This window comes from Bradyrhizobium sp. B097 (genome assembly GCF_038957035.1).
Lineage (GTDB): Bacteria > Pseudomonadota > Alphaproteobacteria > Rhizobiales > Xanthobacteraceae > Bradyrhizobium.
Genome location: NZ_CP152412.1, coordinates 4,728,234 through 4,753,556 on the forward strand (window position 1 = coordinate 4,728,234; position 25,323 = coordinate 4,753,556).

Consider the following 25,323-nt stretch of genomic DNA (forward strand, 5'->3'; position numbering starts at 1 on the left):
TCCGCCGTAACGGTGCACAATTGACCGCCCCTCGGCTATTGACCCGATGGGCCCTGCCCCCTACACAGCGCGGGCTGGAGCATGATCCGGAGCGGCTCAAAGCCTGCGGCCGGATCCGATGCTCAGGTGAGTGAGCGCGTAGCTCAGGCGGTAGAGCACGTGACTTTTAATCATGGGGTCGAGGGTTCGAGTCCCTCCGCGCTCACCAATTCCCCAGACTTTCCGAGCTGTTTCACAGGCTCCCCGAAGCAACATCCATTTGCCGTGGGTGCCGCACGTCATTAAGCGCGGCGAGGGATGGCGATAGTTAGGACTCATCCTGGAAGTAGCGTTTCACCAATTACGGTCCCCGAGAACTTTCCCGTTAGGCTTAGGCAGCTTGAGTTGGTCGCGCCGAGCACAGAGGCCGCCAATCTTGTCGAGCATCCGTTCAAGCAGCGCTTCGGTCGCTGCCGTTGGCCATCCCTCTTTCCATGTGCAAAATGCGATACTAGGAGCTAGCACATGAAACTTGCCAGGGCAGTCGCAGTTTGGGTCGTGCCCTGCGCACTTGCCGCAACTGCCAACGCACAGAGCTGCCTCATGGGCCCCATCAAAACGAAGGATGGCTCGCTGCAGACGTGGACTGTCGTCAATCACTGCGGCGCACCGGTAACAGTGCGCTATTCGCTGAAAGGTCCCCTAGGCAAAGATGCAAAAAGCGCGGTCGTCCCCGCTTGCAGTAGGCAGCGGATTGTTCAGACCTTCGAGACAGACCACATCGATTTTCTAGAAACGGCATATGGTCCAGGCTGGGAGAAGATTTGCCCATCATTGGACGATGAGATTCGACCCAAGAAGCGACCGGAAAAATCAACCAACGAAGCAGATCAGATCCCATTTCCATCCATCAGCCCTCCGCCCTTGGCCGGTCCCAAGCCAATAGGCCCTGCGGGAGGGAAACCCATTCCCAAGGGATAGTCTGGGGATTGATTTCTCAGTGCCCCCCGCGACCCGCAACAGTCTGGATGCTCCCGCAACTGCGACTAGGACGAATCCACATTCAACGGAGCCAAATGCAGATTGCGGCGAGGTGGACGAAGGCGAGGAAGTAGTCAGCTCGTCGGTCATATCGCGTGGCGAAGCGGCGGAAGTGTTTGAGCTTGTTGAAGCAGCGCTCGATGCGGTTGCGTAGCTTGTAGATCGTCTCGTCGTGCGGGATGGGGACCTTACGAGAACGGGTTGAGGGGATTACCGCTTCAGCGTTCATGTCTGCGATGGTCGTGCGTAGATCGTTGTTGTCGTAGGCCTTGTCGGCGAGCACGGCCTCGGCGTTGAAGCCCTCGAGCAGGGCTTTTGCAGTGAGGTTGTCGTGTCGTTGGCCGGCGGTGAGCATGAAGCGCAGCGGCCGACCGAGGCTGTCGCAGAGCATATGGATCTTGGTCGTCAATCCACCTCGGGAACGCCCCAACTCCTGAGTTTTGGCCCCCCTTTTCCGCTCGCGGCCTGCTGGTGGACACGAACCAGAGTGGTGTCGAGCATCAGGTATTTGTTGTCGCGATCCTTGATCAGTTCGGCAAACACCTTCTCCCATACGCCGGCCTTGGCCCAGCGAGTGAAACGCGCGTGTACGCTCTTCCACTTGCCATAGCGCTCCGGCAGGTGCTGCCAGTTGGCACCGGACCGTAGAACCCACAAAACCCCGTTCACGAACAAGCGGTTGTCAACACCGCTGCGGCCGGGATCACCTACCTTGCCTGGCAGCATAGGTGCAATCCGAGCCCATTGTGCCTCGCTTAGCTCATAGCGCTTCACACCCATCAGTCCGCTCCGAATCAAAAGGTTCGGAACGCATTGATTCAGCATCATTCAGCTATGGGAATCCTGAATGTGGATTGGTCCTAGCTCAGTGTCGACCGAATTTCACGCTGTTCAAGATGACTGAGCCGAAGTTGCAGCAGTGCCCTCATTTCCCAAGCCGATCACAGATACCGTCACCGCTACCCGCTCACGGTCCCACCGTCAGCGGCAGCTCGCCCTGGCCGTTCGTCCAGTCGATGATGTCGAGCTGCAGCCCTCGCTTCAGCATCTCGGCCTCGAGGCTGCCGGCGTGGCGTTTCCACTCCGGCGTCGCGCGGACCCGGAATTTTGGCTCTTCGCCGTGTGCCTCGAAATCATCGTCGGCTTTGAGCGCGCCGCGGATGGCTTCGTACATCATCTTCAGGCTGGCGTCGGTGAAGGCGCCGTAGTCCATCGGTCGTCTCCCTCAGCACTCTCGGAACGCAAAAGGCCGCCACGGAGCTTGTCGTGGCGGCCTTCGGCGTAGCGGCCCATCCAGACGGCCCAACATGAGCGTGGATGAGTCGCGTTAATGAAACGTTGTTCGTGCGGCGGCATCCATCCGTGGGCTCGCCGACAAAGCCGGCAAAGAAGGGCCCCGCCGAAGCGAGGTCCTCTTTGGTTACGCGTGGTGCGTCCCGCTGCCGTTTAGTCGTCGTCCCAGTCACGACCACGGATCACGATGCCACGGTCGCGGTAGTAATCGCGGTGATGGTGCCAGCCGTGGTGCCAGCCGCGATCGTGCTCCCGGTATACGCGCGGACCGTCATACCGATCGCCGTAATAGCCGGGGCTGCTACCGAAATAGACGCCGACACCCTGCGCGCTGGCAATGGTCGGTGCCGCTATCGAGAGGGCCGCCGCTGCGGCAAGGGCGTAAGTAAGCTTCGTCATGACATCCTCCTTTCCAGTACCGTGACAACGACTGGCGTCTGCGCATGTTGCAGGAACAAGTTCGGAACTTTTCTGAACGCATGTTCAGCATCGTGGCGAGATAGACGCGATCGGCAGGGCCTCGTCCGGGTAGCGGACCGAGATGTCCGTGAGAACGAGCTGCTTGACCCCACTGCTCGCCGCAAGCGCGGCAGCTTCGGTAGCCGTCGACGCGGTATTCGTGCTTCACCGATCGCGCGGACGAGCCAAATCTAAACGATATGGAAGCCGCTCTGGTGCTCGAGCAACTGCGCCGTTGAGACATGCTGGAGCGTGATCGTGTCGCGGGCGGCATCGGTGATGACCGCGTTGCCGGACGCGTCGTCATGGATCGCGGCGACCAGGGCGCTCAGATCCGCAAAGACGCTCTTGCTGAATTGCAGCGTATCGGTCGCGGGCGCAAAGTGCGTGTGCGTCACACGGCCGAAGTTTTCCGCGAACACGAATGTGTCCTGCGCTACCGCACTGGAAAGCTGGTTGCCGCTCTGGCCCGGTGATGCCGCCGCGACAACCAACGTTCCTCCATTCCCATCATTAGTGAACTGGAAATTGTCCTGCGCGTACACCCCGAGGAAGTGGAGCGTGGCCGTGTGCGAGCCATCGCTCACCGAAAGCTCTCCGGAGGCAGCGTCGAAGCTGGAATGGACGGTGTTGAAGGTGATGCCGTGCAAGTCGATTTGATCGGACCCCTGCCCGCCATCGCCGCTGAACGCGATCATCTGGCCGTTGAACGTGGATGGCTGTTGAAGGTTCAACGTCGTGCCGTCGAAGGTTGTTGGTGCAGCGGCATTCGGAGCGGGGTCTGAAGGAACGACGTGAACCTGCGCTGCAGACGCAAAGAACTGGTCGGATGCCGCACCCGCTTGAACCAACGAAATTCCGGAAGATCCAACCGACGCAACTTGGGTGACCTTGCTGCCATCGAACGCGAGTTCGGTGACTTGACCGGCACTGTCCTGGGTTATCAGTTCCGCGATTCCGGCCGTCATGTTCTTGACGTCGTGAACAGGATCGTAGCTTCCCGGCAACAAATTGCTTCCAATCAGCTTCCCTTGATCGAAGTACAGAATGTCTATTTGGCCCGTCGCAGATTGAGTTATGACGTCGGAATGGCCGTCAGCATTGACGTCTGCAACTCCAACGACGTTCCAAAATGCTTGATTGGTGAGAGCGCTTGCAGTCAGGTGGCCGACGGAATCGAACCATAGAAAGTCGATCTGGCTGTTCCACTGCGTCACGAACCCGGGGTTCGTCTCTCCGCTGAAATGCCCCGCGCCCTTGATGTCCAAATAGCTGCCGGCGAGCAGAAGCGATGCCGAGAATTTGCCTCCGGAAAACCAAAGCAGGTCGATCTGGCCATTGGATTGCGTGACAAATTGAGTGCTGCCCGTCGAGTTAAAATCGACATCGCCAACAACTTTCCAAAAGCCTTGAGGGGTCAGCGACGAGCCAGTCAGGTTGCCGGAGCCAAATTGCAATAGATCGATCTGACCATCCGTCAGCTGCGCAGCAACATTATTGGTCTGGGTGCTCGCAGGTGCGGACGATGCCCCGATGTGAAACCCCAGGGAATCGAGCTGCTGCAGATCGACCGAAGTAAGATGCTGCAGCGTGCTGCCGGTGTAATATTCGTTGAAGGGATCATTTGCCCCCTGCACGCCGCTGTTGAGGAAGTCGCTCGGATCCGAGTTCTGGCCGTAGTCCGCGAGCTTCGTGCCGCCTCCGTTCAGGGAGAAATAGGCCGCTGATGCGGGAATATTGTTCGAGAACAACCGGACACCGGAACTGGTGAAGCGGTAGAAATCAAAAATATCCGGTTGTGATCCGTAGGGAACGCGGCCCATGGCGTGAGTGAGTTCGTGAAGGGCGACGCCAACCAGAAGACTGGGATCGATGTCGGTGGCAAAGGTAAGGCTACCGTCATCGGTCGTCGTGTCGTTCGCACCGATCACCCCCCAGAGCTTGAGCTGGGCGTTCCACACCGCGACCGAGGACTGGCCCTGGATCGAAGTTCCTGCCGGCAACGCATTGAAAGTCGTGTCACCCGCAGACGCATAGTTCACCAGGTCAGCCCTGACCGTCGAATAGCTGAGCCACTGTCCACTATCGGCGCCCCCCGCGGCGCCGCCACCGGTGCCGCTATAGTCGACGTTGAAATTGAGCGTGATCTTGTCGGTGATCGCTGCACTCAAAAGCGCTGCCGCCTGCTCGATTCCTTGTCGGAAGCTGGCAGGCGCCGCCATTGCGGCAGCGTCGAAGATCAGGTTGATCGTGAGCCCGCCGGAGGTCTCCGCGACGACAGAGCCCACGCCGCCCGAGCCGGAGCCGCTCACCGCAGTCTGCGCTTGAACCGATTCATCAGGGAGGACGACAGGCGTCGGCGGCGGGCTGTATGGCGCAGGCGCCTCACCACCGTCCTGATCCTGTTGTAACGCAGCCCTGGATATCATCGCTCGCTCCAGCTTTGGATCGCCCTATCGAGGGGATCCTGACCTTCCGCTTCCTCGGCAGGGCTCAAGCAGAAGATGCGCGGTCATCCTTAACCAGATCTTAAAGCCGGTATTCTCGTGCTGTTCACGGCACCAGGCCGGATACATTCCGTGGAAGCTAAAGTTGGCGGCCGCGCAAAGGTTCCGGCGCCAAGGTGGTCCGGCCGTCGAAACGATCGCGACGCGGGCCGCGGGGCAGTGCTGGTCTTCCGCGCGGCCGCCAAGATCATAACAGCCGGCTTGAACTCGCCGATCTTCCGGACCGAGATTGGCGCTTGCACCGTCGCGCCGCGTCCGTGTCACGCGTCAATCAGTCATAGCCCCAAGCATCGAAACAGCTGGGCGAGCGCCGTGTTGGCGGATTGCGCGCGCCGTTCGAGGATTTCGGCCGCCGAGGCGTAGTTGCGTGCCAGGATCTGGAGCGCGCGTCGCGCATCCGGCAGCGTGGACTGCTTGGCCATCTCCAGGCACTGGTGCTCGAAGTAGCGAAGCTCCTCAAGTTCGGTCATTGCGATTCGTCCGATTTCATCTGCATCTTCGAACTCAGTGCGCCAACGACCTAGTGAAAGTTTGGCAAGATTGTTGCAGACGAGGGATGATCCGGTCGGAGTGTTGCTGGAGGCATGATTTGATAATCACTGCTCCGTGACCCGTGCGGGTGCGTGCTACGCGGATCGACAAGCACGCCCGATCGCATCACTATGCGTGAGTCTTGCTTGGGACACAGTAACGTCTTGGCCGCAGCGTTGGGGCATCTTCGCTCGGATTGCCGTGGCGAGGCATGCGGTGGAGTGGTTGGCGCAGGCACGTGGCCGGCGTGTCCTTGAGTTGGCATTGTTGTATCAGATGAAGAAACGCGATTGGGCCTTCGTGGCCGCCTGTGTGGCCGGCGCGCTGTTGTTCGGTGTCTGGAGTTTCCAGATGGGGATCGCGTTTCATCGCTCCCGGCAGGGCGCAACCGATCTCTCCAGCTCGCACCGGCGTAGCCTGGGCGGCTCTCAGGACGGCTCTTCTGCAGGTATCCCTGCCCGGCCCGCGGCCGACGACAGCGACCAACAGGCCCGACAGCCGCGATAGCCGGCGCAATTGCGTTCTTCACCGCCGCATCGCCTCGAACTAAGCCCACGCCAGCCCCGCGACGACAGTCGGCTCATCATCGTCGGTCCTCGCGCCGGTGAGACGCCTGCGGCGCGCGCTGTCCTTGGCGCGACGATGACGCGCGTCAAACCGCCGTAGCGCCATCGGCACACGCCACGCGAGGCTTTGAGCGAGCTCGATGGCCTGTCTGACCACGGCCGTCACGGTCGCCACGCGCGTGAACAGGCCGATCAGGAAGATCGTCGAGAAGACGTCGATATAGGCCAGCACATCGCCGACCAGCATCAATTCGGGAGGAAGCGGAATCCGGTGCAGATAGGCACCGATCAGGATGACGACCGGAATCAGCGCGATCAGCTTCCGCAACGTCAGCCGATCCAGCAAGGCCGCGAGCTCAACGACCAGAACCTGCCAGAGCCAGTCGCCAAGCGCGGCCGGCTTGTCGATCGTCCAAGTCTGCCACAATGGCTGCCACAACGTCTGCAACAGCTGCCGCCAGTTCCGTTTCCCCATCGCAGCGTCCGCATCCTCACGCGCGCAATACCGGCGGCTACGGCTTCGACGACGCCTCGCTGCCGTCGCCCTCGACCGCGGCGCCTTGCACGTCAGCCGAATCGGCCGATGGAAAGATGCGCTCGTAGTTGGCCCTGGCCTCGCGAATCAGCTGCGCACGCTCGCGTTCCGATTTCGAGATGAACCTGATGATCTCGCCCATGTGCTCTCCAACGCAGGGGGAATTCTCCGACCATCGGCAATGCAACCATCGTGCCTGATGGCCGCCCGGCCGACATGCTCGCGCTTACCGGATCCGCCGCGGCGATATCCGCTGCTGGCTGAACGCAACACGGGGATTGATGCCGCAATAGGCATCGCGGCCTGACGCCGACGCCTGGCACTGCTCGTAGGTCTGGTAGCCGCAATAGCCGGGGTATCCCTCATCCCTGCCCTGGATGCACCAGGGATAATCATAGGGATCGGCCGCCGCCGGCTGTGCGGAGCCGACAATCCAGCTCGTTCCGAGCGCCGCGAACGCCAGAATTGCCCAATTCGACCTGCGCATGAACCTGCTTCCTTCCTCGATCGGCACCCAGCCGTTGATTTAGGTACGCCGGGAAGATCTGCGAGGTTTCCGCTCACCGCCTCAAGAAGGTGTGACCCGAGCGCGGAGGGAGCGCATCGGAAGCCAGCCGCCCTAGATGGGCGCGGGACCCACAAAAAACACGAGGCCCGGTGTGCCTAGGAGCCCGGGCCTCGTGTCTGATGTCCCCCGCCTCAGTGGCGGATCAGGCGTTGTGGTTACGCGAGCTTGCCCGCGCGATCCATCCCGGATGACTACGGGGTCAGGCGCGCGCAGATTTCACTTGCTGTAGCTGTAGAACCCCTGCCCGGTCTTGCGGCCGAGATGGCCGGCATCGACCATCTCCTTCAGCAGCGGCGCCGGCCGGTATTTGGGATCGTTGAAGCCGGTGTAGAACACCTCCATCACCGACAGCATGGTGTCGAGCCCGATCAGGTCGGCAAGCGCGAGCGGGCCGATCGGATGGTTGCAGCCGAGCTTCATGCCGGCATCGATCTCTTCCGCGGTCGCAATGCCTTCCTGCAGCGCGAAGATCGCCTCGTTGATCATCGGGCACAGGATGCGGTTCACCGCAAAGCCCGGGCTGTTCTTCGCGGTGATCGCGACCTTGCCGATACGCTTGGCAAACGCTTCGGCCTTGGCGACCGTGTCGTCCGAGGTCTGCAGGCCGCGGATCAGTTCGAGCAGCGCCATCACCGGGACCGGATTGAAGAAGTGCATCCCGATGAAGCGGTCGGGACGATCGGTCGAGGCCGCAAGGCGGGTGATCGAGATCGACGAGGTGTTGGTTGCGACCAGCGCGCTCGGCTTCAGCCCGGCGCAGAGATCCCTGAGGATCTTGACCTTCAGCTCCTCGTTCTCGGTGGCGGCTTCGATCACGAGATCGCAGGCGGCAAGCTTGGACTTGTCGGTGGTCGCGTTGATCCGCGCGAGCGTCGCGTCGCGATCGGCCGCCGTCATCTTCTCCTTGGCGACCAGGCGATCGAGACTGGACCCGACCGTCTTCAGGCCGCGTTGCACCGCCGCGTCCGAGATATCCACCATGGTCACGGCAAGCCCCGCCGCCGCGCAGATTTGCGCGATGCCGTTGCCCATGGTTCCGGCGCCGATGATGCCAACCGTCTCGATCATTGTGTCTGTCCCTTCTCGTCGCTTGCGCCGCCGCGCGGCCGCATCGTCAAAAACGGCGGACCCGGAAGGTCCGCGGATGGCGCATGCATAGCAGTCCGGCCGAACGGCCGATACAGGACACGGCGGTATTCTGGTGAGGTCTATTCCGGGCGCGGCGGGATGGATCGCCGTGGCGGGACGGCGGCGCGCGGCGGCAATTGGGTGCGCGGCGGCTCTGCCGCACGCGACGGCTCGAGCACGCGGTTGAGCCGCACGATCCACCAGGCGAGGCGTCCGTAGCTGCGGCGCAGCGCCGACCCAAATCCCTCGTCGATGTCCTGGTCCCGATCCATGCCGCTCTCGTAAACGTCGATCCTTGAAGGAACGGTGTGACGCAATCACCCGCTGCGCCAGCCACTGTTAGGAATTTGGCAACTATCGGCGCGCAGACTGAAGGCTTCGCGCCGGTAATCTCCCGGATTGCACAGGGCAGACCCCGCGCAGCAGCATCGCCATGGCGGCGCGACTCGCTTTTAATTGATCGAATTTTCCGCCGGATGCCGCGACATAAGGACATTAGACGACGAGGGCTACGCCCATGCTTTCTGAAAAATTCTTTTTGGTTCTCGAGACATTGCTCAACGGCCAGACCCATTCCGACGGCAGCCCGCGTGTGGTGAGCACATCGCCCCACATCCCGGTCAAGCTTCCGCAGGAAAGCCAGCCGGAACGCAAGCTCCCTCGCTAGGCTTCGTGCCGCGAGCCGGCCTGATCGATCGCCGCGACGAGCGAAGCCGATCGTCCGTTTCGCGCCCGTGATCCAGCTCATAGTTGATGAAGGTGAGCCACGCTACACCACTCCCGCAACGAAGTGGTGCCGCCGTGAACCATGAGACCGACAGCAAGACCGATTTCGGGAGCATCGCCGTCGCGATCTGCGTCGCCGCCTACACAGCGATCATGCTCGCCTATCTCGCCCAACACGATCTCGGCCTGACCGCCACGCAAACGCGTCATCTTTCGATGATGGCCGCGCTGTTTCTCGCGCTGCCGATCGCGCTGGATTTCCTGCGCACCGGCCCCGACAAGGCGCGCTGAGCCGGGCAATGGCGCGCCTGCAGCATCCGATCTCCCCTGCCGAACACACGCCTGCGCAACATAGCGCTAGGTGAAGCGACGCGAATCAGCGTTACTTTGCAACTGATCACTTCGTGGGATTTGGCTGCATGACCCAGCCCAGCGTCCTGGATCAGAAGATTTTGGATCAGAACATTCGCGAGCTGCAGGAATGGCTGCGCAGCGCCTGGCAACAGCTCGCGGACCCCTCGCTCACCGCCTTCTCCCGCCGCGAACTGCGCAACCAGATGAAGCAATGCAACGCCGATTTGCGCGTGCAGCTGCAAGCCGCTTCCAAGCAAATGCGGAGTCAGCCGGCTCGATCGGGCAAGACGTTCGCCAGACCTGAGCTGCGGATACTCGCGTAGGAGCGTTTTCCAGCGCAGCGGATTGCGGCTCGCGTGAAGAAAACGCGCCGGTGTCGCAAGCGCCGGCGCGCCAAAATGCCGCGATCTCCTGCTGCATGCGCGCCATACGCACCCTCTGCTTGTGCAGGGGCGCCCGACAAGGCACAGCAAAACGGCCCCGGTATGCCTATATCCCGGTATGCCTATATAGGGCGTCGCAGAGCGGCCATGCCGCCAAACCTCAGGGACTCCCGTGTTATATCTGGAACTTGCGATCGTGGCGGTCTTGATCGTCGTCAACGGTCTGTTGTCGATGTCGGAGCTCGCGATCGTCTCCTCCCGTCCGGCGCGCCTCGCGGCGTTGGTCGAGAAAGGCGTCAGCGGCTCGCGCCGCGCGCTTGCGCTGGCCTCCGATCCCGGAAAATTCCTCTCCACGGTGCAGATCGGCATCACGCTGATCGGCGTGCTGTCCGGCGCCTTTTCGGGCGCGACGCTGGGCCAGCGCCTCTCGCAATGGCTGTTCGAGGTTGGAGTGCCGGCCAACGTCGCCGACGCTGCCGGTGTCGGCATTGTCGTCGGCGTGATCACCTATGCGTCGCTGATCGTCGGCGAGCTCGTGCCGAAGCAGATCGCGCTGCGCGATCCAGAGGCGATCGCGGTGCGGGCCGCGCCGGCGATGACGGTGATGGCAAGATTGTCGCTGCCGGTAGTGTGGCTGCTCGACCGCTCCGGCAAGTCGTTGCTGTGGCTATTGGGCCATCGCGAGGATGCGCAGGACCGCGTCAGCGAGGACGAGATCAAGACGCTGGTGGTGGAAGCCGAAAACGCCGGCGTGCTGGAGCCCGGCGAAAAGGAGATGATCGCCGGCGTGATGCGGCTTGGCGATCTGCCGGTCGGCGCCGTCATGACGCCGCGCCACGAGGTCAGCCTGATCGACCTCGCCGCTCCCACGCCCGAGATCCTGGCGGCGCTGCAAAGGAGCAGTCACTCGCGCTGCGTGGTGTTCGACGGCAACCGCGATCATGCGCTCGGCATCGTGCAGGCCAAGGACGTGCTCGACGTCTACCTCGCCGGCCAGACGCCCGACATCCGCGCGCTGACGCGCGATGCGCCGATCATTCCGGAGACCGTCGATGCCCGCGACGTGGTCGCGATCCTGCGCGACTCCGCGGTGCATATCGGCCTCGTGCACGACGAATACGGCACCTTCCAGGGCGTCGTGACCAGCGCCGACATCCTCGAGGCCATCGTCGGTGTTTTCCATACCGAGGAAGGCCCGGCCGAGCCCGCCTATGTCAGGCGCGACGACGGCTCCTATCTGATCTCGGGCTGGATGCCGGCGCTCGAGTTCAGCGAACTGCTCGGCATCGCGCTGCCCTCGCCGCGGCCCTACCAGACCGCCGCCGGCTTCCTACTGCATGCGTTCGGCGCGATCCCCGATACCGGTGCGAAAACCACTGCGCAGGGCTGGGATTTCGAGATCGTCGATCTCGACGGCCGGCGCATCGACAAGGTGCTGGCGAGCAAGCCGTCGGTGGCCTGAGGTTGCCAGCCGGCCGGCCTGTTGATAACGGGCAGGACAACGAACCAGGCGACCGCGGTGTGCTATCGGCATAGCGGCAGCCCAAGCAAATCCCGCGTAACCCCCACGGAATTGATCCCATGCGCATTACCCTTGTCGGTTCCCGCCATTTCGGCGTGACGACCCTGAACATGCTGCGCGAGCACCACGTCACGCTAGTCAGGGTGGTCGTCCATGACGGCGAGGACCGGCTGGCGGCAGCGGCAAGGGCGGCCGGCATCGAGGTCGTGGTGCAGGCGGATCCCAAGCTGGTGACGGCCGCCGAGATCGCGCCGGGCACCGAGCTGATCGTGACCGCCCACAGCCACGCCCGCGTCAGCAAGGAGGCGCTTGCCGTGGCCAAGCTTGGCGGCATCGGGTACCACCCCTCGCTGCTGCCGCGTCACCGCGGCATCGCAGCGGTGGAGTGGACCATCAAGGAAGGCGATCCAATCGCCGGCGGCAGCATCTATCACCTCGCCGACCGCATGGACGCCGGCGCGATCGCCGCCCAGGACTGGGTGTTCGTCAAGAAGGGCGAGACGGCCCGCGAGCTCTGGGAGCGCGCGCTGGCACCGCTCGGGCTGCGCCTGCTCGGTGAGGTCATCGACTACGGCAAGGTCAATGGCGCGCTGCCGGCCAAGCCCCAGGACGAGCAGTTTGCGACCAAGGCGCCTAACCTCAGCCCTGGCAAGCACTAATCCCGCATTTCGGTATCTAGATACCTCACAAAATCAAGCGACGGAACAAATTCTTCGTTCCTGGCCCGGAACCAGATTCACTATGATGTGTTTGAGTTCACAGGAACATTCGGGGCTCCCGCGACGCAGCAAATTTTGAACACATTGTGACAGGATAAGCCGCGTCATCACACGAAATTACAGGGATTTGATTCATGCGTTCGATCCGCATTCGCGACCTGATTTTGGTCACTTCGGTCGCCTCGGCTGCCGCCCTCACCGCTGCTCCCGTCTCCGCCCAGCAGCCTTATGACGGCCTCTGGAACGTCACCGTCGTCACCAAGACCGGTAGCTGCGAGCCGTCGTCCAGCTCCACCCTGACCGTTTCGGAAGGAAAGATCACGGCGCCCGGCGCGACGATCTCCGGCACCGTCGGCAGCGGGGGCCTTGTGCGAGTCTCGATCAATGGTGCATATGCGAACGGACAACTCAGTGGCAACTCCGGATCGGGGAAGTGGAATGGGGCATCAGCTGGCGTACCGTGCAGCGGCCGATGGGAAGCATCCCGTCAGTAAGATCAGCAGCGTATCGAGTTTCTTCGCTATCGCGCGGCGGCCAGCATATGCAGCCGTCGCGTTTTTCGTGACCGCATTGGCGAGCACCTCAGGCCATGCCCAGTCCAGCCCGTTCGCCGGCATGGCGGGCACCTGGTCGGGCGCTGGCTCGGTCACCCTCGACGACGGCTCCAGCGAGCGGATCCGCTGCCGTGCGACCTATCGCGTCGGTGGGCCCAGGATGACCATGAGCCTCACCTGCGCCAGCGACGCCTACAAGTTCAACCTGGCGGCCGACGTGGAGGCCGAGGGCAACGCGGTCACTGGCTCCTGGAGCGAGTCCAGCCGCAATGTCAGCGGCGATCTGCGAGGTCGCGGCGGCGGCGGCAACTTCCAGGTCGTTGCCAGCGCGCCCGGCTTCAACGCCGACATTTCGATGCGCACCAGTGGCAACAAGCAGTCCGTCACGATCAGAGCCGACAGCCAGTTCCGCGGCGCCAACATCACGCTGTCGAAGTAAGCTATCAGGACTCCAACGACAAAAGCCCTCGGGTGATCCCGAGGGCTTTTTTGTTGGCTGCGCAGGCAATGGCTCGCATGTGCCGCTATGCGGCAGGCACGAACGCCGTCACCTCGATCTCGACCTTGGCGCGCTGATCGACCAGCCCGTCGATATAGAGCAGCGTGGACGGGGGGAAATTGCGTCCGAGCGTCTCCTTCCACGCCGCGCCGATACCGGCGCCCGCGGCCTCGTATTCGCTGCGGCTGGTCAGGTACCAGGTCAGGCGCACGATGTGCTCGGGACCGGCGCCGGCTTCGTTCAACAGCTTGATGATGCGCTTCAGCGCCGTGCCGACCTGGGCAGCCATCTCGGGCGCGTACTCGCCCTTCTCGTCGCCGCCGGTCTGCCCCGCCAGCACGATCCATTTGCCGGGCGCGTCGAACGCGACACCGTGCGAGAAGCCGCGGGGTTTCGACCACTCGGCCGGTTGCAAGACACGCATGAGCAGATCCTCCTGATGTGATTATTCCCGCCCTGCTTAGCAGAGATCACGCGGCCAGCGCACCACGCATCGGCAGAATTGCGCGTTGCAAATTCATATCGGCTCGCCGATACCGGGAATCCCTCCTCATCTCATTCCGATCATGGATCGCACGCCCTCAAAGACCCGCGCAGCACTGTGGATGTCCGGTTGGCTCGCGCTGATGCTGATCGTGGCGGTGGCCGGCCGCGAGGCGACGCGCGAGGTCAACGTCTTCCAGCTGATGGCCGTGCGCGGCGTGCTCGGCTTCGTGATGCTGTATCCGATGGTCCACACCCATGGCGGGTTTGCGATCGTGAAGACCGCGCGCGTGCACGTCCACATCGCGCGCAACCTGATCCATTTCTGCGCGCAGCTTGGCTGGTTCTATGCGCTGACACTGATCCCGATCGGCCAGGTGGTCGCGATCGAGTTCACGATGCCGATCTGGACCGCGATCCTCGCGGCGGGCTTCCTCGGCGAACGCATGACATCCTGGAAGATCGTCGCGATCGTGCTTGGTCTGGTCGGCGTCATCGTGATCGTGCGGCCGGCGACCGGTGCGATCAATCCGGGCCAGCTGATCGCGCTCGCCGCGGCCATGGGCTTCGGAGTCTCGATCGTCGTGGTCAAATCGCTGACGCGGACCGAGCAGGCGCTGACGATCATCTTCTGGATGCTGGTGGTGCAGTCGCTCGCCAGTATCGGGCCTGCGCTCTATGTCTGGACCTGGCCGCCGCTCTCCACCTGGGGCTGGCTTGCCGTGATCGCATTCTGCGGCACCTTCTCGCATTACTGCATGGCGCGCGCCCTGCTCCACGCCGACGCGACCGTCGTGATCCCGATGGATTTCGTCCGGGTCCCGCTGACCGCGATCGTCGGGTGGCTGATCTATGCCGAGCAGCTCGACGCCTATACGGTGCTTGGCGCCGCCATGATCCTGGCCGGCAACCTCCTGAACCTGAAGCCCGCTGCAAAGGTGTCGGCGCGCCCAAGATGACGGCCGCGCGGCGCTACACCACGGCGGCTCGACCACAAAGCCCGGGGATGTTCCCGGGCTGCTCTGCTTCGAAAGCGTGCTACTTCCCGGCGGCTTTGCGCAGCGCCGCGTTGATGCGGTCCTGCCAGCCAGGGCCGCCCTCCTGGAAATATGCCAGCACGTCCTGATCGATCCGCAGCGTGACCTGCTCCCGGACGCCGGGGACCGGGACGGCCGCAGTCTTTGGCAGCGCATCCGCGACTTTGGTGGTGGCCCGTTTGAACGCCGCCTCGGCTTCGCTACGGGCATCGTTCAGGGTTCGCGGTCGTCTCGGCTGGTCGGCCATGTCCTAGATTCCTTCAAACAGCACCGTCGAGAGATAGCGCTCCGAGAATGACGGCACAATCGCCAGGATAGTCTTGCCCGCAGCCTCCGGCCGCTTGCCGATCTGCAAGGCGGCCGCGATTGCCGCCCCAGACGAGATACCGCCGGGGATACCTTCGTTGCGCGCCAGCGCGCGCGCGGTCTCGATTGCGGTGGCGCTGTTGATCTTGACGATCTCGTCGATCACCGAGCGGTCGAGGATGTCAGGGATGAAGCCCGCGCCGATGCCCTGGATCTTGTGCGGCGTATGCTGGCCGCCCGACAGCACCGGGCTCTCCTCCGGCTCCACCGCGACGACGCGCAATGACGGCTTGCGCGGCTTCAGCACCTGCCCGACGCCGGTGATGGTGCCGCCGGTGCCGACGCCGGCGACGAAATAGTCGATGTTGCCGCCGGTGTCGTTCCAGATCTCCTCCGCCGTGGTGCGGCGATGGATTTCGGGATTGGCGAGGTTCTTGAACTGCTGCGGCATGACGGCGTTGGGGGTCGTGCGCACGAGTTCTTCCGCGGTCGCGATCGAGCCCTTCATGCCCTGCGCCGCCGGGGTCAGCACGATCTCCGCGCCGAGGAAGGCGAGCATCCGCCGCCGCTCGATCGACATCGACTCCGGCATCACGAGCTTCAGCCGATAGCCGCGCGACGCCGCGACATAGGCAAGCGCGATTCCAGTATTGCCCGAGGTCGGCTCGATCAGCACGGTGTCAGCGTTGATGATGCCGGCCTTCTCCATCGCCACGATCATCGCCGCGCCGATGCGGTCCTTCACGCTGGCCGCCGGATTGAAGTATTCCAGCTTGGCGAGGATCGTCGCGTTGACGCCGCTTGCCTGCGGCAGTCTGCGCAGCCGCACGATCGGCGTCGAGCCGATCGCATCGACGATGGAGTCAAAGACGCGGCCGCGTCCGGGTTGCACTGCACTCGTTGTCGACGGCGCGTCCATCAAGCGGCTCCTGCTGCGGGATATGCTGGAAATATGCGGTCTTCTCTCATTAGAAGCAGCGCATCATGGCGCGCAAGTGAGAAACCGCCGAGACGCAAATTCGTTGCATCGCAAAATAAGAACCTACGCAAATAACGTAAAACCTACGCATTTGTGTTGCGACAAGGTCAAACAAGTGCGTCTATATACTTTCGTCAGGTGCAGCTCAGAACGCAAAGGGAGGCGCACATGCCAGCACTTGCTGAAGTCCGGTCGACCGCAGCGTCCAGACCCGATCCGCGCGGCAGCGATTTGCCGACCTGTCCTGTGTGTGCTGACTCCATGGTCGCGGCAGAAGCGTCCGCCTACCTGTTCGACAATTTGATCAGCTATCTCTGGACCTGCGACAATTGCGGTTACGGGTTCGTAACCAAGCACACGGTGAAACCGATCGTGTGCAACTGATCACTTAAGCTCACCTCGGAGCGATGTCACCGCGCGCCCAACCGGCGCGCGTTTTCGTTTTGAAATCCTCGAACGTGCCGTTTGCCACCGCGTCGCGGATGCCCTGCATCAGCTCCTGGTAATAGGCGACGTTGATTTCGGACAGCAGCATTGCCCCAAGCGTTTCGCCTGATCGCACCAGATGGTGCAGATAAGCGCGCGAATAACTGCGCGCCGCGGGCCACGTGCTCTCTTCATCGAGCGGACGCGGATCGTCGATGTGCCGGGCGTTGCGCAGGTTGATCTGCCCGAACCGGGTGAACGCCATGCCGTGGCGTCCGTTCCGGGTCGGCATCACACAGTCGAACATGTCGACGCCGCGCGCCACCGCCTCCAGAATGTCCTCCGGCGTGCCTACGCCCATCAGATAGCGCGGCCGATCGGACGGCAGCGCCGGCGCGGTCTCCTCGATCATCGACAGCATCACCGCCTGCGGCTCGCCGACCGCCAGCCCGCCGATCGCGTAGCCGTGAAAACCAATCTCGGTCAGGCCGCGCGCGCTGACGTGGCGGAGATCGGGGATGTCGCCGCCCTGGACGATGCCGAACAGCATGTAGCCGTCCGGCGCGCTCTCGAAGGCACGCTTGGAGCGTTCGGCCCAGCGCAGCGACAGCTGCATCGCGCGCTCGATGTCGGCGCGCTCGGCCGGCAGCCTCACGCACTCGTCCATCTGCATCGCGATATCGGAGCCGAGCAGCCGCTGCACGTCGATCGAGCGCTCCGGCGACAGCTCGACCTTGGCGCCGTCGATATGCGAGCGGAAGGTCACGGCCTTCTCGGTCACCTTGCGCAGTTCCGAGAGCGACATCACCTGGAAGCCGCCGGAATCCGTCAGCATCGGGCCGCCCCAGCCGGTGAAGCGCTGCAGGCCGCCGAGCCCCGCGATCCGCTCGGCGCCCGGCCGCAGCATCAGGTGATAGGTGTTGCCGAGCACGATATCGGCGCCGGCATCGCGCACCTCGCGCCAATGCATGCCCTTCATCGCCCCGGCGGTACCGACCGGCATGAATGCGGGCGTCCGGACGACGCCATGCGGCGTGGTCAGGCGCCCGGTGCGGGCGGCGCCATCAGTGGCCAGCAGTTCGAAATGATTGGGAAGATTCATGCGGCTGCTTATTGCGTGTCGCCGGTGCCCGATCAACCCGTCGGGTAACGGCTCCCGCGCGACTTCGTGAACGCCAACAGCCGGACGGATGCTTGCCCCGGAACGGTCCTTCCGTTAAACAAAACGACACCGTATCGTTTTATGTCGAGAATAAGGCGGCGGCACTTCCCGTTGCGACTGCTATCCGCGTGAAACCTGACTGGCCGAGATGTTCCCACCCTGCAGCGCCCGGCCTGACCGCGTCCGCCATCGGATGACAAGCGCTCATGCGATCCGGCAAGCGGTGCTGCTGTGCGGGCTCGCCTTCGCGCTGGCGGCCTGCAGCTCGCTGCCGCGGATGCCTTACACGGCGGCCAACGCCGCCAATTCGCGGGTGCTCGATCTCGACGGGCTGCGCCGTTACGCCGACGAGCCGGCGTCCAAATTCCGGCTCGAGAAGAACACCGTTGCCCCGATCAAGACCTATCTCGCCCTCTCCGGCGGCGGCGCCGACGGCGCCTATGGCGTCGGCGTCCTCAACGGCTGGACCGCGGCCGGCAACCGCCCGAGCTTCTCGGTCGTCTCCGGTGTCAGCACCGGCGGGCTGATCGCGCCCTTTGCATTCCTCGGCCCGCGCTACGACGATACGCTGAGGGAGGTCTACACGTCGGGGATCGCCGAAAGCCTGCTGCAGGACCCGAGCCTGATGCGGGTGCTGTTCGGCTCCGGCCTGTTCGGCAACAAGCGGCTGCGCGAGCTGGTGGCGCGCTACGTCGGCCAGGACGTTCTGAGCGAGGTGGCGCGCGAAAACGCCAAGGGCCGAAAACTCCTGATCGTCACCACCGATCTCGACACCCAGCGCACGGTGATCTGGGACATGGGACGGATCGCTGCCGTCGGAACGCCCGAGGCGCTACAGCTGTTTCGCGACGTGATGGCGGCCTCCGCCAGCATCCCGCTGGTGTTTCCGCCGATCATGATCGACGCCGAGGGCCAGGGGCGCCGCTTCCAGGAGATGCACGTCGACGGCGGCGTGACCGCTCCAGTCCTGACGCTGCCGGACGCACTGCTGTTCCGCGAGCGTAGCTGGCCCGCCGATGGCCGAATGAACATCTACATCCTCGTCAACAAGAAGCTCGAGGGCAACTTCGAGCTGGTGTCGAACTCGACGATCGACGTCGCTTCGCGCAGCATTTCCGCAATCACGCAGGCGCAGACGCGCTCGGTCATTCTCTCGACCTATGATTTCGCCCGCCGCAACCGGCTGGGCTTCCATCTGTCTTACATCGAGCGCGACTATCCGGCGCCGGAAACCCAAGGCTTCGACACCGCCTATATGCGCGCGCTCTACCAGCACGGCTACGAGAAGGCCGCCGCGGGGCAGGCCTGGACCGCGACGCCGCCCTAAAGCGGGCCAGCCCCCGGTACCACCGAATGGACGAATCCGCATCGCGCGGGTTATAGACCGGACAGACCCGTCCGAACGCACAACGAGATGAATGGGCAATGGGATTGACGGCAACCAAGGCCAAGGTGGCCAAGCGCGGCGTGATCAAGTCACGTGGCGGCCGGCCGACCCGGGATGCTGCGATCGAGCGCGACCAGCGGCTGATCGAGGTCGCCACGCGCCTGTTCCTCGAGCGCGGCTTCGATGCGACGTCGATCGACGCTGTGGCCGAGGCCGCCCGCGTCAGCAAGCCCACCGTCTACGGACAGTACGGCGACAAGCGCGGCCTGTTCACCGCGGTGCTCAGGCGCGAAATTGCCCGGTGGCTGGCCCCGCTCGCCGCCGCGGCGGCCGAAGCGCAGGCCGGCGGTAGCTGCGATGGTTCGGTCGAGGAACGGTTGATCGAGCTCGGGCGCCAGCTGCTGGTGCTGAACTGCAGCGCCGACTCCATCGCCTTCAGCCGGATCCTGACCGCGCAGGCGATCAATTTCCCCGAGGTCGCCAAGCTTGCCGTCGACGAGGGCTGGTCGAAGGCGGTGTCGACGACGGCGGATTTCTTCGACCATTTGGTCGACAATGGCGCTCTCGACCTCGAGGACACCACGATCGCGGCCGAGACCTTCCTCAACATGGTGGTCGGCCACACCCACCGGATGGCGACATTCGGGATTCTGATCGACATGAAAGCTGCCGTGACGCGGATGGAAGTCTCGATTCGGCTGTTCCTCGCCGGTGCCGTGGGACCGCGGGACCGGCTGCGCGACGCAGCCAAGGCCCGTCGCCGGCCGGCGCGCTGACCGTTTTATAGGATCGTTTCGTCGTCTTACACGTTGCCGTGATGAGTCTTGAATAAACAGAACGAAACCGTATTGTTTAGTTGCAAAGAGACGCTCAGGGCCCGGATCGCCCCCCAAGGGTTCTGCGTCACCTTGTAACTTCGATCGTCACGACGGAGCTGCCGCCATCGCTCCGCCTGAACGTTCGGCGGCCGATCTCTGACTAACAGAGGTCGGCCGCACCTTTCTCGGCCCGCCCCTCGCTCTGCGAACGCGGGTCACGCGCGTGCACATGTTCAATACAGGTTTGACGATGAGGACAGGACGATTGCGCGCACTGAGGCATTGGGCATTGGCAGCGCGGCTGCTTGCAACCGCGCTGCTGGCGCTGCCCTTCGCGTCGCCGGCCCATGCGATCACGAGCTCGGCTGCCGCCGCGCTCACCCCGCAGGACAGTGACAGCGCGCTCGACGTGCATGCGGTTCGCCGCGAGCTCGAGAGTTTCCAGTCCGCCCAGATCTCGCTGCGCAAGGCGATGGCGATCGCGGAGGCGCTGCACTCAGGCTCGATCACCGCCGACATCAGCTTCGACGGCGCGTCGGATCCCGCAGTCTATCGGGTCAAGACCATGCAGCAGAACCGCATCTGGCAGCATGCGATCGACGCCTGGACCGGCCAAGTGGTCGGCGGCGAGCCCCCGTCGCCGCTGGCCTCCCTTGGCGCCGAAGACCGCGACAACCTTGTCGTGCTCAGGGCGCTGCGGCATCGGCTCGCCGATGCGGTGCGCGTCGCCGAGCACACGACATCAGGCAAGGCGATCAGCGGCGGCTTAATGCGCGAGCGCGGCAAGCTCAATTTCGTCATCGTGGTGCTGACGGGCAGCGACCTGAAAGAGGTGATCCTCGAGCCGCCCGGCGCGCGCCGGCGCTGAGAGCGGCGCGGCGGTTGCCAGGTTTTTCCCGTGCCAAGTTTTCGCCCAAAAGCCGTTGACGGACGCCGATCTCTGCCGCATAAGTCCGCACCATGATCACCGCGACCAAACGCACGACCAAAACCACCAAGCCCTCTGGGGCCTCGGGAGGCGTGCGCGCGTAGTCGGTCGTACAGCATCATCTCTACCCGAAGCCCCGCCTGATGAAGGTCCGGGGCTTTTTTATTGCCCGCGTTACGCTCAAATTCGAATGGAGGACAAAGTGAGTAACGATCCCGTCGTCGCGATTGTCGGCGTCACCGGCGCAGTCGGCGCCGAATTCATCGCCACCATGGACAAGCGCGGCTTCCGCGTCGGCAAGCTGAAGGCGCTGGCGAGCGCCCGCTCGGCTGGCAAGACCGTCAGCTTCCGCGGCAAGCCGGTCGTAATTGAGGAGCTGAGCGAGCGCGCCTTCGAGGGCGTCGACATCGCCCTTTTCTCGGCCGGCAGCGGCATCTCGAAGAAGTTCGCGCCTGTCGCGGTGAAGTCCGGCGCCGTCGTGGTCGACAATTCGTCGGCCTTCCGGATGGATCCGAACGTGCCGCTGGTGATCCCCGAGATCAACGCCAACCGCATCCGCGACCACAAGGGCATCATCGCCAACCCGAACTGCGCCGCCATCACCGCGCTGGTGCCGCTGTGGCCGATCCACCGGAAGAACCGCATCAAGCGCGTGATCATCTCGACCTACCAGGCCGCGAGCGGCGCGGGAGCAGCCGCGATGGAGGAGCTCGTCGAATCCACCCGCGCCAATCTCAACGGGCAGGTCTACACCCCGAAGGTGATGCCGCACCCCTACGCCTTCAACCTGTTCAACCACAACACGGCCATCGATCCGGAGACCGGCTACAACGACGAAGAGACCAAGGTCATCAAGGAGACCCACAAGATCTTCGAGGACGACAAGATCGCCATCGGCGTCACCTGCGTGCGGGTGCCGGTGCTGCGCGCGCATTGCGAGGCGATCACCTTCGAATGCGAGAAGCCGATCACCGAGGACCAGGTGCGCGCGATCATGGCGCAGGCGCCGGGCGTCAAGATCGTCGACGATCGCGCCAAGAACTACTTCCCAATGCCGATCGATGCGTCCGGCCAGGACGATGTGCTGGTCGGTCGCATCCGCAAGGATCTCAGCGATCCCTCCGGGCACTCGATCTCGATGTTCGTCGCAGCCGATCAGTTGCTCAAGGGCGCCGCATTGAACGCGGTGCAGATCGCCGAGCTGCTGCCCGAGCGCGCAATGGCGTGAGGGAATGACGCGAAGTCCTGCCCCGTCATCCTGAGAGCCTGACCGAAAAAGCAGTGAGTGATTTCAGTCGGCTGTGATTCCTTCGGATTTGCAAAGATTCGAGGGAGTGCACCATGCCATGGACCAAAATCACTCGTGCTCAGTATCTGCGGAACGGACTGCGCTATGCAAGCGACATGACCGACGCGGAGTGGCGTCTGATAGCCAGGAAGTTGCCGGGTCGGCGTCGATTGGGCCGCCCGCGGAAGGTTGATCTGCGCAAGGTAGTCGAGGCCATTTTGTTCATTCTGTCCACCGGCTGCCAATGGCGCGCTCTGCCGCGGGAGTTCCCGCCGTACTCGACGGTGCAAGGTTATTTCTATACTTGGCGCGATACTCGCCGATGGCACAGGATCGTGAAGGCTCTGGTCCGACAGGCACGGCGCAAACTCGGCCGCAAGCCGACACCGACGGCGGCCGTCATCGACAGTCAGAGCGCTTCGACGACACAAGCCGGCGGCCCGCGCGGCTTCGATCCGGGCAAACGTGTTAACGGACGTAAGCGGCACATCGTCACCGATACCAACGGTCTCTTGCTGGCCGTCCACGTTCACCCAGCCAATGTTCAGGACGTGCATGGTGCAGTCCCCTTACTGGAGCGCGTGCGAGAGCGCTTTCCGAAACTGCGTCATGTCTTTGCTGACCGGGTTTATCGCGGAAAGCAGCTTGTTGGCGCGCTCTCCCATTGCGGGCCATGGACCATTGAGATCGTTCAGCGGCCGCCTGGGGTCAAAGGCTTCCAGCTCTTACCACGACGCTGGGTCGTCGAGCGCACCTTCGCGTGGTTCGGCAGGTGTCGCCGCCTCTCCAGAGATTTCGAGGGCTCCGCCTCAACTGAGGTCGCCTGGCTCCTCGTAGCCCATCTCAGACTCTTGACCCGACGCCTCGCTACGCCCTGAAAATACTCAGCTCATTTGGAGTCAGACTCTGAGGCGCGAGCGGAGCGAGCCTCGAAGGATGCATCGGCCCCAGTCGGGCCGTCGCCCTTCGAGGGCCGCTGAAGAGGCGGCCACCTCCGCGACAAAGGCGAAGCCTTTGCGCGGGGGTGGCGGTGATAAAGTTGAGTTCGCGGAGTCAGTCGCGCGCGCGAAACAGCAAGCACGCATCGCCGTAAGAATAGAACCGGTAGCCGTTCGTGATCGCATGCGCGTAAGCGGCCTGCATCGTCTCGAGGCCGGAAAAGGCCGAGACCAGCATGAACAGCGTCGAACGCGGCAGATGGAAGTTCGTCAGCAGGATATCGACCGCGCGGAAGCGATAGCCCGGCGTGATGAAGATCGAGGTTTCCGCCGCGAACGGCTGAATGGTGCCGTCGGCATCGGCGGCACTCTCCAGCAGCCGCAGCGACGTGGTGCCGATCGCGACGATCCGGCCGCCCTTTGCGCGCGCGGCATTCAAGGCGGCAGCGGTCTCGGCGGTGATGCAGCCCCATTCGGCATGCATCTTGTGTTCGGAGGTCTCATCGACCTTCACCGGCAGGAACGTCCCTGCCCCGACATGCAACGTCAGCCGATGCAGCGCGACGCCGCGGCTCTTCAGCGTGGCCTCGAGCGCCGGCGTGAAATGCAATCCCGCCGTCGGCGCGGCGACCGCGCCTTCGTTGGCAGCGAACATGGTCTGGTAGTCGCTGACGTCCTGGTCGTCGGGCGTTCGTTTGGAGGCGATGTAGGGCGGCAGCGGCGTGGCGCCGACATCGGCGATGGCCTGGTCAAGCACCGGACCATGGAACGAGAATGAGAGCGTCACCTCGCCCTCCTGCCCCTTGGCCTCGACCTCTGCATCGAGATTGCCGAGCAGGCAGACCTTGCCCTCATTGCCGAAGCGGATGGTGTCGCCGGGCGCAAGCTTCTTCGCCGGCTTCACCAGCGCCTGCCAGCGCGAGCCGTCGAGCCGCTTGATCAGGGTCGCCTCGATCTTCGGCTCGGTCTCGCGCCCGATCCGGCGGCCCTTGAGCTGGGCCGCGATCACCTTGGTGTCGTTGACCACAATCTGATCGCCCGCCTCCAGCCAATGCGGCAGGTCCGCGATGGTGGCGTCGCGCAGCACACCGTCCGGATGCGCCACCAGCATCCGCGCGGAATCGCGCGGGCTCGCGGGGCGAAGCGCGATGCTCTCGGGCGGCAGTTCGAAATCGAAGAGATCGGTGCGCATGGTGGCGATTATTACTTCAGCGCCGTCATTCCGGGGCACGCGAAGCGTGAACCTCAGGTGCGCAATTGCGCACCGGGGAATCTCGAGATTCCGGGTTCGATGCTGCGCATCGCCCCGGAATGACAGCGCTTAGCTCAAGCCGCGTCGGCGGCCATCCGCGCCTTGACGATCTTGTCCGGATCCTTCACCGGCTCGCCGCGCTTGATCTTGTCGACGTTCTCCATGCCCTCGGTGACCTTACCCCAGACCGTATACTGGCCGTTGAGGAAGGAGGCGTCGTCGAAGCAGATGAAGAACTGGCTGTCGCCGGAATCCGGGTTGGCGGCGCGGGCCATCGAGGCTGTACCGCGAACATGCGGCTCCTTGTTGAACTCGGCCTTCAGCTTCTTGCCGGAACCGCCCATGCCGGTGCCCTGCGGGCAGCCGGTCTGCGCCATGAAGCCGTCGATCACGCGGTGGAACACGATACCGTCGTAGAAGCCTTCGCGCACCAGCTCCTTGATCCGCGCGACGTGACCGGGCGCGATATCCGGGCGCATTTCGATCGTGACCGGGCCCTGGGTGGTTTCGAGGATCAGAGTATTTTCGGTAGCAGCCATGCTCGCTTCTCCTGGCTTCGGGGTGGATATTTCTTATTCCTGAACGGGATCGCGAACGGGCGGCCAGCAACCGCGCCGCCCAGGCTCTCGGTAAATGGCATCGGCGTGCAGCGTTGCAACGCCTCCATCACGGCGACCCGGTACGCAATCCGGTCGTTGTCGGTCGCCTCCTGCGATTCATAGCTGATCCTGGGATGCCCGAGGATCGCGCCCTCACGGTTGAAGCTGACAATGACGGTAATGTCGATCGGGCCAGCCTTGTCCGCCGGCGGCGGCCGCCAGCAGCGATGGATGGCAAGAACAACGTCCTTGATCGTATTGAGTTGCTCCGGCTCGGCCGCCACCGATCCGGTCAGCGCGAGCCACAGCACCAGCGGCGCGGCGAACCAGGCAAGTGGTTTGCTGCGCGCCGCCAT

The 25,323-nt window shown here is 63.6% G+C and carries 32 protein-coding genes, 1 tRNA gene and 2 pseudogenes; 16 read left to right on the plus strand and 19 right to left on the minus strand.

Annotated features, from left to right (window positions below; translation table 11 throughout):
• Positions 1–132: 132 nt before the first annotated feature.
• A tRNA-Lys gene (locus AAFG07_RS22235) sits at positions 133–208 on the plus strand.
• 834 nt (positions 209–1,042) lie between these two features.
• Here the strand turns inward: AAFG07_RS22235 and AAFG07_RS22240 are convergent.
• The 7 genes and pseudogenes from AAFG07_RS22240 to AAFG07_RS22270 form a co-directional block, all read right to left on the minus strand.
• The gene (locus AAFG07_RS22240) at positions 1,043–1,621 is read right to left on the minus strand and encodes an IS5 family transposase (RefSeq protein WP_342722044.1); all 579 of its coding nucleotides are present in this window, start codon (positions 1,619–1,621) and stop codon (positions 1,043–1,045) included.
• Positions 1,522–1,848: pseudogene (locus tag AAFG07_RS22245) on the minus strand (IS5 family transposase); the annotation flags it as partial. The gene AAFG07_RS22240 and the pseudogene AAFG07_RS22245, both read right to left, overlap by 100 nt.
• A 139-nt stretch (positions 1,849–1,987) precedes the next feature.
• A complete protein-coding gene (locus AAFG07_RS22250) occupies positions 1,988–2,233 on the minus strand; it encodes a hypothetical protein (protein WP_342722045.1) in 246 nt (81 codons plus the stop codon).
• Positions 2,234–2,466: 233 nt separating this feature from the next.
• On the minus strand, positions 2,467–2,712 hold the full coding sequence (locus tag AAFG07_RS22255; protein WP_342722046.1) for a hypothetical protein: 246 nt from the start codon (positions 2,710–2,712) through the stop codon (positions 2,467–2,469).
• A gap of 114 nt (positions 2,713–2,826) precedes the next feature.
• Positions 2,827–2,919 (minus strand): annotated as a pseudogene (locus AAFG07_RS22260) (ribonuclease Z); the annotation flags it as partial.
• A 44-nt stretch (positions 2,920–2,963) separates the two neighbouring features.
• The gene (locus AAFG07_RS22265; RefSeq protein WP_342722047.1) at positions 2,964–5,201 is read right to left on the minus strand and encodes an NF038122 family metalloprotease; all 2,238 of its coding nucleotides are present in this window, start codon (positions 5,199–5,201) and stop codon (positions 2,964–2,966) included.
• A 353-nt stretch (positions 5,202–5,554) separates the two neighbouring features.
• Entirely contained in the window at positions 5,555–5,749 is a 195-nt protein-coding gene (locus AAFG07_RS22270; protein ID WP_342722048.1) for a hypothetical protein, read from the minus strand.
• A gap of 286 nt (positions 5,750–6,035) precedes the next feature.
• On the opposite strand from AAFG07_RS22270, the gene AAFG07_RS22275 reads away from it, so the two are divergent.
• Positions 6,036–6,317, plus strand: a complete 282-nt coding sequence (locus AAFG07_RS22275) for a hypothetical protein (protein WP_342722049.1) — start codon at positions 6,036–6,038, stop codon at positions 6,315–6,317.
• 39 nt (positions 6,318–6,356) lie between these two features.
• Here the strand turns inward: AAFG07_RS22275 and AAFG07_RS22280 are convergent, their stop codons facing one another.
• The 5 genes from AAFG07_RS22280 to AAFG07_RS22300 all read right to left on the minus strand — a co-directional run bounded on the left by AAFG07_RS22280 (position 6,357) and on the right by AAFG07_RS22300 (position 8,879).
• Positions 6,357–6,851 carry a hypothetical protein gene (locus AAFG07_RS22280; protein ID WP_342722050.1) on the minus strand — a complete coding sequence of 165 codons (495 nt, stop codon included), beginning with the start codon at positions 6,849–6,851 and terminating at the stop codon, positions 6,357–6,359.
• A gap of 37 nt (positions 6,852–6,888) precedes the next feature.
• A complete protein-coding gene (locus AAFG07_RS22285; protein WP_342722051.1) occupies positions 6,889–7,053 on the minus strand; it encodes a hypothetical protein in 165 nt (54 codons plus the stop codon).
• Positions 7,054–7,137: 84 nt separating this feature from the next.
• Positions 7,138–7,398, minus strand: coding sequence for a DUF3551 domain-containing protein (locus tag AAFG07_RS22290; RefSeq protein ID WP_176531265.1), 261 nt, complete (start codon positions 7,396–7,398; stop codon positions 7,138–7,140).
• 297 nt (positions 7,399–7,695) lie between these two features.
• Complete coding sequence (locus AAFG07_RS22295; RefSeq protein WP_342722052.1) at positions 7,696–8,547, minus strand: 3-hydroxybutyryl-CoA dehydrogenase; 852 nt, start codon at positions 8,545–8,547, stop codon at positions 7,696–7,698.
• Between the two features lie 140 nt (positions 8,548–8,687).
• Positions 8,688–8,879: a hypothetical protein gene (locus tag AAFG07_RS22300; RefSeq protein ID WP_342722053.1), complete on the minus strand. Its 192-nt coding sequence runs from the start codon at positions 8,877–8,879 to the stop codon at positions 8,688–8,690.
• 245 nt (positions 8,880–9,124) lie between these two features.
• Between AAFG07_RS22300 and AAFG07_RS22305 the strand changes: the two genes are divergently transcribed.
• From AAFG07_RS22305 to AAFG07_RS22335, 7 genes are all read left to right on the plus strand, one after another.
• The gene (locus AAFG07_RS22305; protein WP_194454413.1) at positions 9,125–9,274 is read left to right on the plus strand and encodes a hypothetical protein; all 150 of its coding nucleotides are present in this window, start codon (positions 9,125–9,127) and stop codon (positions 9,272–9,274) included.
• A gap of 134 nt (positions 9,275–9,408) precedes the next feature.
• Complete coding sequence (locus AAFG07_RS22310; RefSeq protein ID WP_342722054.1) at positions 9,409–9,624, plus strand: hypothetical protein; 216 nt, start codon at positions 9,409–9,411, stop codon at positions 9,622–9,624.
• A gap of 128 nt (positions 9,625–9,752) precedes the next feature.
• Positions 9,753–10,010, plus strand: a complete 258-nt coding sequence (locus tag AAFG07_RS22315; protein ID WP_342722055.1) for a hypothetical protein — start codon at positions 9,753–9,755, stop codon at positions 10,008–10,010.
• A gap of 232 nt (positions 10,011–10,242) precedes the next feature.
• Positions 10,243–11,532: a hemolysin family protein gene (locus tag AAFG07_RS22320; RefSeq protein WP_342722056.1), complete on the plus strand. Its 1,290-nt coding sequence runs from the start codon at positions 10,243–10,245 to the stop codon at positions 11,530–11,532.
• 119 nt (positions 11,533–11,651) lie between these two features.
• Positions 11,652–12,251: a formyltransferase family protein gene (locus AAFG07_RS22325; protein WP_342722057.1), complete on the plus strand. Its 600-nt coding sequence runs from the start codon at positions 11,652–11,654 to the stop codon at positions 12,249–12,251.
• Between the two features lie 194 nt (positions 12,252–12,445).
• Positions 12,446–12,805, plus strand: coding sequence for a hypothetical protein (locus tag AAFG07_RS22330; protein ID WP_342722058.1), 360 nt, complete (start codon positions 12,446–12,448; stop codon positions 12,803–12,805).
• Complete coding sequence (locus AAFG07_RS22335) at positions 12,750–13,304, plus strand: hypothetical protein (protein WP_342722059.1); 555 nt, start codon at positions 12,750–12,752, stop codon at positions 13,302–13,304. Before AAFG07_RS22330 ends, AAFG07_RS22335 begins: the two co-directional genes overlap by 56 nt.
• 85 nt (positions 13,305–13,389) lie before the next feature.
• Here AAFG07_RS22335 and AAFG07_RS22340 read toward each other — a convergent pair whose 3' ends face one another.
• A complete protein-coding gene (locus tag AAFG07_RS22340; RefSeq protein ID WP_194454419.1) occupies positions 13,390–13,788 on the minus strand; it encodes a RidA family protein in 399 nt (132 codons plus the stop codon).
• A 142-nt stretch (positions 13,789–13,930) separates the two neighbouring features.
• On the opposite strand from AAFG07_RS22340, the gene AAFG07_RS22345 reads away from it, so the two are divergent.
• Positions 13,931–14,806: a DMT family transporter gene (locus AAFG07_RS22345; protein WP_342722060.1), complete on the plus strand. Its 876-nt coding sequence runs from the start codon at positions 13,931–13,933 to the stop codon at positions 14,804–14,806.
• A gap of 79 nt (positions 14,807–14,885) precedes the next feature.
• Here the strand turns inward: AAFG07_RS22345 and AAFG07_RS22350 are convergent, their stop codons facing one another.
• Both AAFG07_RS22350 and cysK read right to left on the minus strand, forming a co-directional pair.
• Positions 14,886–15,131: a BrnA antitoxin family protein gene (locus AAFG07_RS22350; RefSeq protein WP_092114100.1), complete on the minus strand. Its 246-nt coding sequence runs from the start codon at positions 15,129–15,131 to the stop codon at positions 14,886–14,888.
• 3 nt (positions 15,132–15,134) lie between these two features.
• On the minus strand, positions 15,135–16,109 hold the full coding sequence (cysK, locus tag AAFG07_RS22355; protein ID WP_092114098.1) for a cysteine synthase A: 975 nt from the start codon (positions 16,107–16,109) through the stop codon (positions 15,135–15,137).
• Positions 16,110–16,337: 228 nt separating this feature from the next.
• On the opposite strand from cysK, the gene AAFG07_RS22360 reads away from it, so the two are divergent.
• A complete protein-coding gene (locus AAFG07_RS22360; protein ID WP_050400485.1) occupies positions 16,338–16,553 on the plus strand; it encodes a hypothetical protein in 216 nt (71 codons plus the stop codon).
• Between the two features lie 10 nt (positions 16,554–16,563).
• Here the strand turns inward: AAFG07_RS22360 and tgt are convergent, their stop codons facing one another.
• Complete coding sequence (gene tgt, locus AAFG07_RS22365; protein ID WP_342722061.1) at positions 16,564–17,697, minus strand: tRNA guanosine(34) transglycosylase Tgt; 1,134 nt, start codon at positions 17,695–17,697, stop codon at positions 16,564–16,566.
• Between the two features lie 253 nt (positions 17,698–17,950).
• Here tgt and AAFG07_RS22370 point away from each other — a divergent pair, with 253 nt between their 5' ends.
• The 5 genes from AAFG07_RS22370 (at position 17,951) to AAFG07_RS22390 (ending at position 23,056) form a co-directional block, all read left to right on the plus strand.
• Positions 17,951–19,084, plus strand: a complete 1,134-nt coding sequence (locus AAFG07_RS22370; RefSeq protein ID WP_342722062.1) for a patatin-like phospholipase family protein — start codon at positions 17,951–17,953, stop codon at positions 19,082–19,084.
• A 98-nt stretch (positions 19,085–19,182) separates the two neighbouring features.
• Positions 19,183–19,920: a TetR/AcrR family transcriptional regulator gene (locus AAFG07_RS22375; RefSeq protein ID WP_176531251.1), complete on the plus strand. Its 738-nt coding sequence runs from the start codon at positions 19,183–19,185 to the stop codon at positions 19,918–19,920.
• A 307-nt stretch (positions 19,921–20,227) separates the two neighbouring features.
• Complete coding sequence (locus AAFG07_RS22380) at positions 20,228–20,830, plus strand: PepSY domain-containing protein (RefSeq protein WP_342722063.1); 603 nt, start codon at positions 20,228–20,230, stop codon at positions 20,828–20,830.
• A gap of 250 nt (positions 20,831–21,080) precedes the next feature.
• The gene (locus AAFG07_RS22385; protein ID WP_342722064.1) at positions 21,081–22,118 is read left to right on the plus strand and encodes an aspartate-semialdehyde dehydrogenase; all 1,038 of its coding nucleotides are present in this window, start codon (positions 21,081–21,083) and stop codon (positions 22,116–22,118) included.
• A 113-nt stretch (positions 22,119–22,231) separates the two neighbouring features.
• The gene (locus AAFG07_RS22390) at positions 22,232–23,056 is read left to right on the plus strand and encodes an IS5 family transposase (RefSeq protein ID WP_342722065.1); all 825 of its coding nucleotides are present in this window, start codon (positions 22,232–22,234) and stop codon (positions 23,054–23,056) included.
• Positions 23,057–23,231: 175 nt separating this feature from the next.
• Here AAFG07_RS22390 and queA read toward each other — a convergent pair whose 3' ends face one another.
• From queA to AAFG07_RS22405, 3 genes are all read right to left on the minus strand, one after another.
• Complete coding sequence (gene queA, locus AAFG07_RS22395; protein WP_342722066.1) at positions 23,232–24,308, minus strand: tRNA preQ1(34) S-adenosylmethionine ribosyltransferase-isomerase QueA; 1,077 nt, start codon at positions 24,306–24,308, stop codon at positions 23,232–23,234.
• 134 nt (positions 24,309–24,442) lie between these two features.
• Positions 24,443–24,907 carry a peptidylprolyl isomerase gene (locus AAFG07_RS22400; protein ID WP_342722067.1) on the minus strand — a complete coding sequence of 155 codons (465 nt, stop codon included), beginning with the start codon at positions 24,905–24,907 and terminating at the stop codon, positions 24,443–24,445.
• Entirely contained in the window at positions 24,883–25,323 is a 441-nt protein-coding gene (locus tag AAFG07_RS22405) for a hypothetical protein (RefSeq protein ID WP_342722068.1), read from the minus strand. Before AAFG07_RS22405 ends, AAFG07_RS22400 begins: the two co-directional genes overlap by 25 nt.

Coding starts and splice junctions, on each gene's coding strand:
- AAFG07_RS22250 (WP_342722045.1), bottom strand. CDS start 2,233: ATGGACTACGGCGCCTTCACCGACGCCAGCCTGAAGATGATGTACGAA.
- AAFG07_RS22255 (WP_342722046.1), bottom strand. CDS start 2,712: ATGACGAAGCTTACTTACGCCCTTGCCGCAGCGGCGGCCCTCTCGATA.
- AAFG07_RS22265 (WP_342722047.1), bottom strand. CDS start 5,201: ATGATATCCAGGGCTGCGTTACAACAGGATCAGGACGGTGGTGAGGCG.
- AAFG07_RS22270 (WP_342722048.1), bottom strand. CDS start 5,749: ATGACCGAACTTGAGGAGCTTCGCTACTTCGAGCACCAGTGCCTGGAG.
- AAFG07_RS22280 (WP_342722050.1), bottom strand. CDS start 6,851: ATGGGGAAACGGAACTGGCGGCAGCTGTTGCAGACGTTGTGGCAGCCA.
- AAFG07_RS22285 (WP_342722051.1), bottom strand. CDS start 7,053: ATGGGCGAGATCATCAGGTTCATCTCGAAATCGGAACGCGAGCGTGCG.
- AAFG07_RS22290 (WP_176531265.1), bottom strand. CDS start 7,398: ATGCGCAGGTCGAATTGGGCAATTCTGGCGTTCGCGGCGCTCGGAACG.
- AAFG07_RS22295 (WP_342722052.1), bottom strand. CDS start 8,547: ATGATCGAGACGGTTGGCATCATCGGCGCCGGAACCATGGGCAACGGC.
- AAFG07_RS22300 (WP_342722053.1), bottom strand. CDS start 8,879: ATGGATCGGGACCAGGACATCGACGAGGGATTTGGGTCGGCGCTGCGC.
- AAFG07_RS22305 (WP_194454413.1), top strand. CDS start 9,125: ATGCTTTCTGAAAAATTCTTTTTGGTTCTCGAGACATTGCTCAACGGC.
- AAFG07_RS22315 (WP_342722055.1), top strand. CDS start 9,753: ATGACCCAGCCCAGCGTCCTGGATCAGAAGATTTTGGATCAGAACATT.
- AAFG07_RS22325 (WP_342722057.1), top strand. CDS start 11,652: ATGCGCATTACCCTTGTCGGTTCCCGCCATTTCGGCGTGACGACCCTG.
- AAFG07_RS22330 (WP_342722058.1), top strand. CDS start 12,446: ATGCGTTCGATCCGCATTCGCGACCTGATTTTGGTCACTTCGGTCGCC.
- AAFG07_RS22335 (WP_342722059.1), top strand. CDS start 12,750: ATGGGGCATCAGCTGGCGTACCGTGCAGCGGCCGATGGGAAGCATCCC.
- AAFG07_RS22340 (WP_194454419.1), bottom strand. CDS start 13,788: ATGCGTGTCTTGCAACCGGCCGAGTGGTCGAAACCCCGCGGCTTCTCG.
- AAFG07_RS22345 (WP_342722060.1), top strand. CDS start 13,931: ATGGATCGCACGCCCTCAAAGACCCGCGCAGCACTGTGGATGTCCGGT.
- AAFG07_RS22350 (WP_092114100.1), bottom strand. CDS start 15,131: ATGGCCGACCAGCCGAGACGACCGCGAACCCTGAACGATGCCCGTAGC.
- cysK (WP_092114098.1), bottom strand. CDS start 16,109: ATGGACGCGCCGTCGACAACGAGTGCAGTGCAACCCGGACGCGGCCGC.
- AAFG07_RS22360 (WP_050400485.1), top strand. CDS start 16,338: ATGCCAGCACTTGCTGAAGTCCGGTCGACCGCAGCGTCCAGACCCGAT.
- tgt (WP_342722061.1), bottom strand. CDS start 17,697: ATGAATCTTCCCAATCATTTCGAACTGCTGGCCACTGATGGCGCCGCC.
- AAFG07_RS22370 (WP_342722062.1), top strand. CDS start 17,951: ATGACAAGCGCTCATGCGATCCGGCAAGCGGTGCTGCTGTGCGGGCTC.
- AAFG07_RS22375 (WP_176531251.1), top strand. CDS start 19,183: ATGGGATTGACGGCAACCAAGGCCAAGGTGGCCAAGCGCGGCGTGATC.
- AAFG07_RS22385 (WP_342722064.1), top strand. CDS start 21,081: ATGGAGGACAAAGTGAGTAACGATCCCGTCGTCGCGATTGTCGGCGTC.
- AAFG07_RS22390 (WP_342722065.1), top strand. CDS start 22,232: ATGCCATGGACCAAAATCACTCGTGCTCAGTATCTGCGGAACGGACTG.
- queA (WP_342722066.1), bottom strand. CDS start 24,308: ATGCGCACCGATCTCTTCGATTTCGAACTGCCGCCCGAGAGCATCGCG.
- AAFG07_RS22400 (WP_342722067.1), bottom strand. CDS start 24,907: ATGGCTGCTACCGAAAATACTCTGATCCTCGAAACCACCCAGGGCCCG.
- AAFG07_RS22405 (WP_342722068.1), bottom strand. CDS start 25,323: ATGGCGGCGCGCAGCAAACCACTTGCCTGGTTCGCCGCGCCGCTGGTG.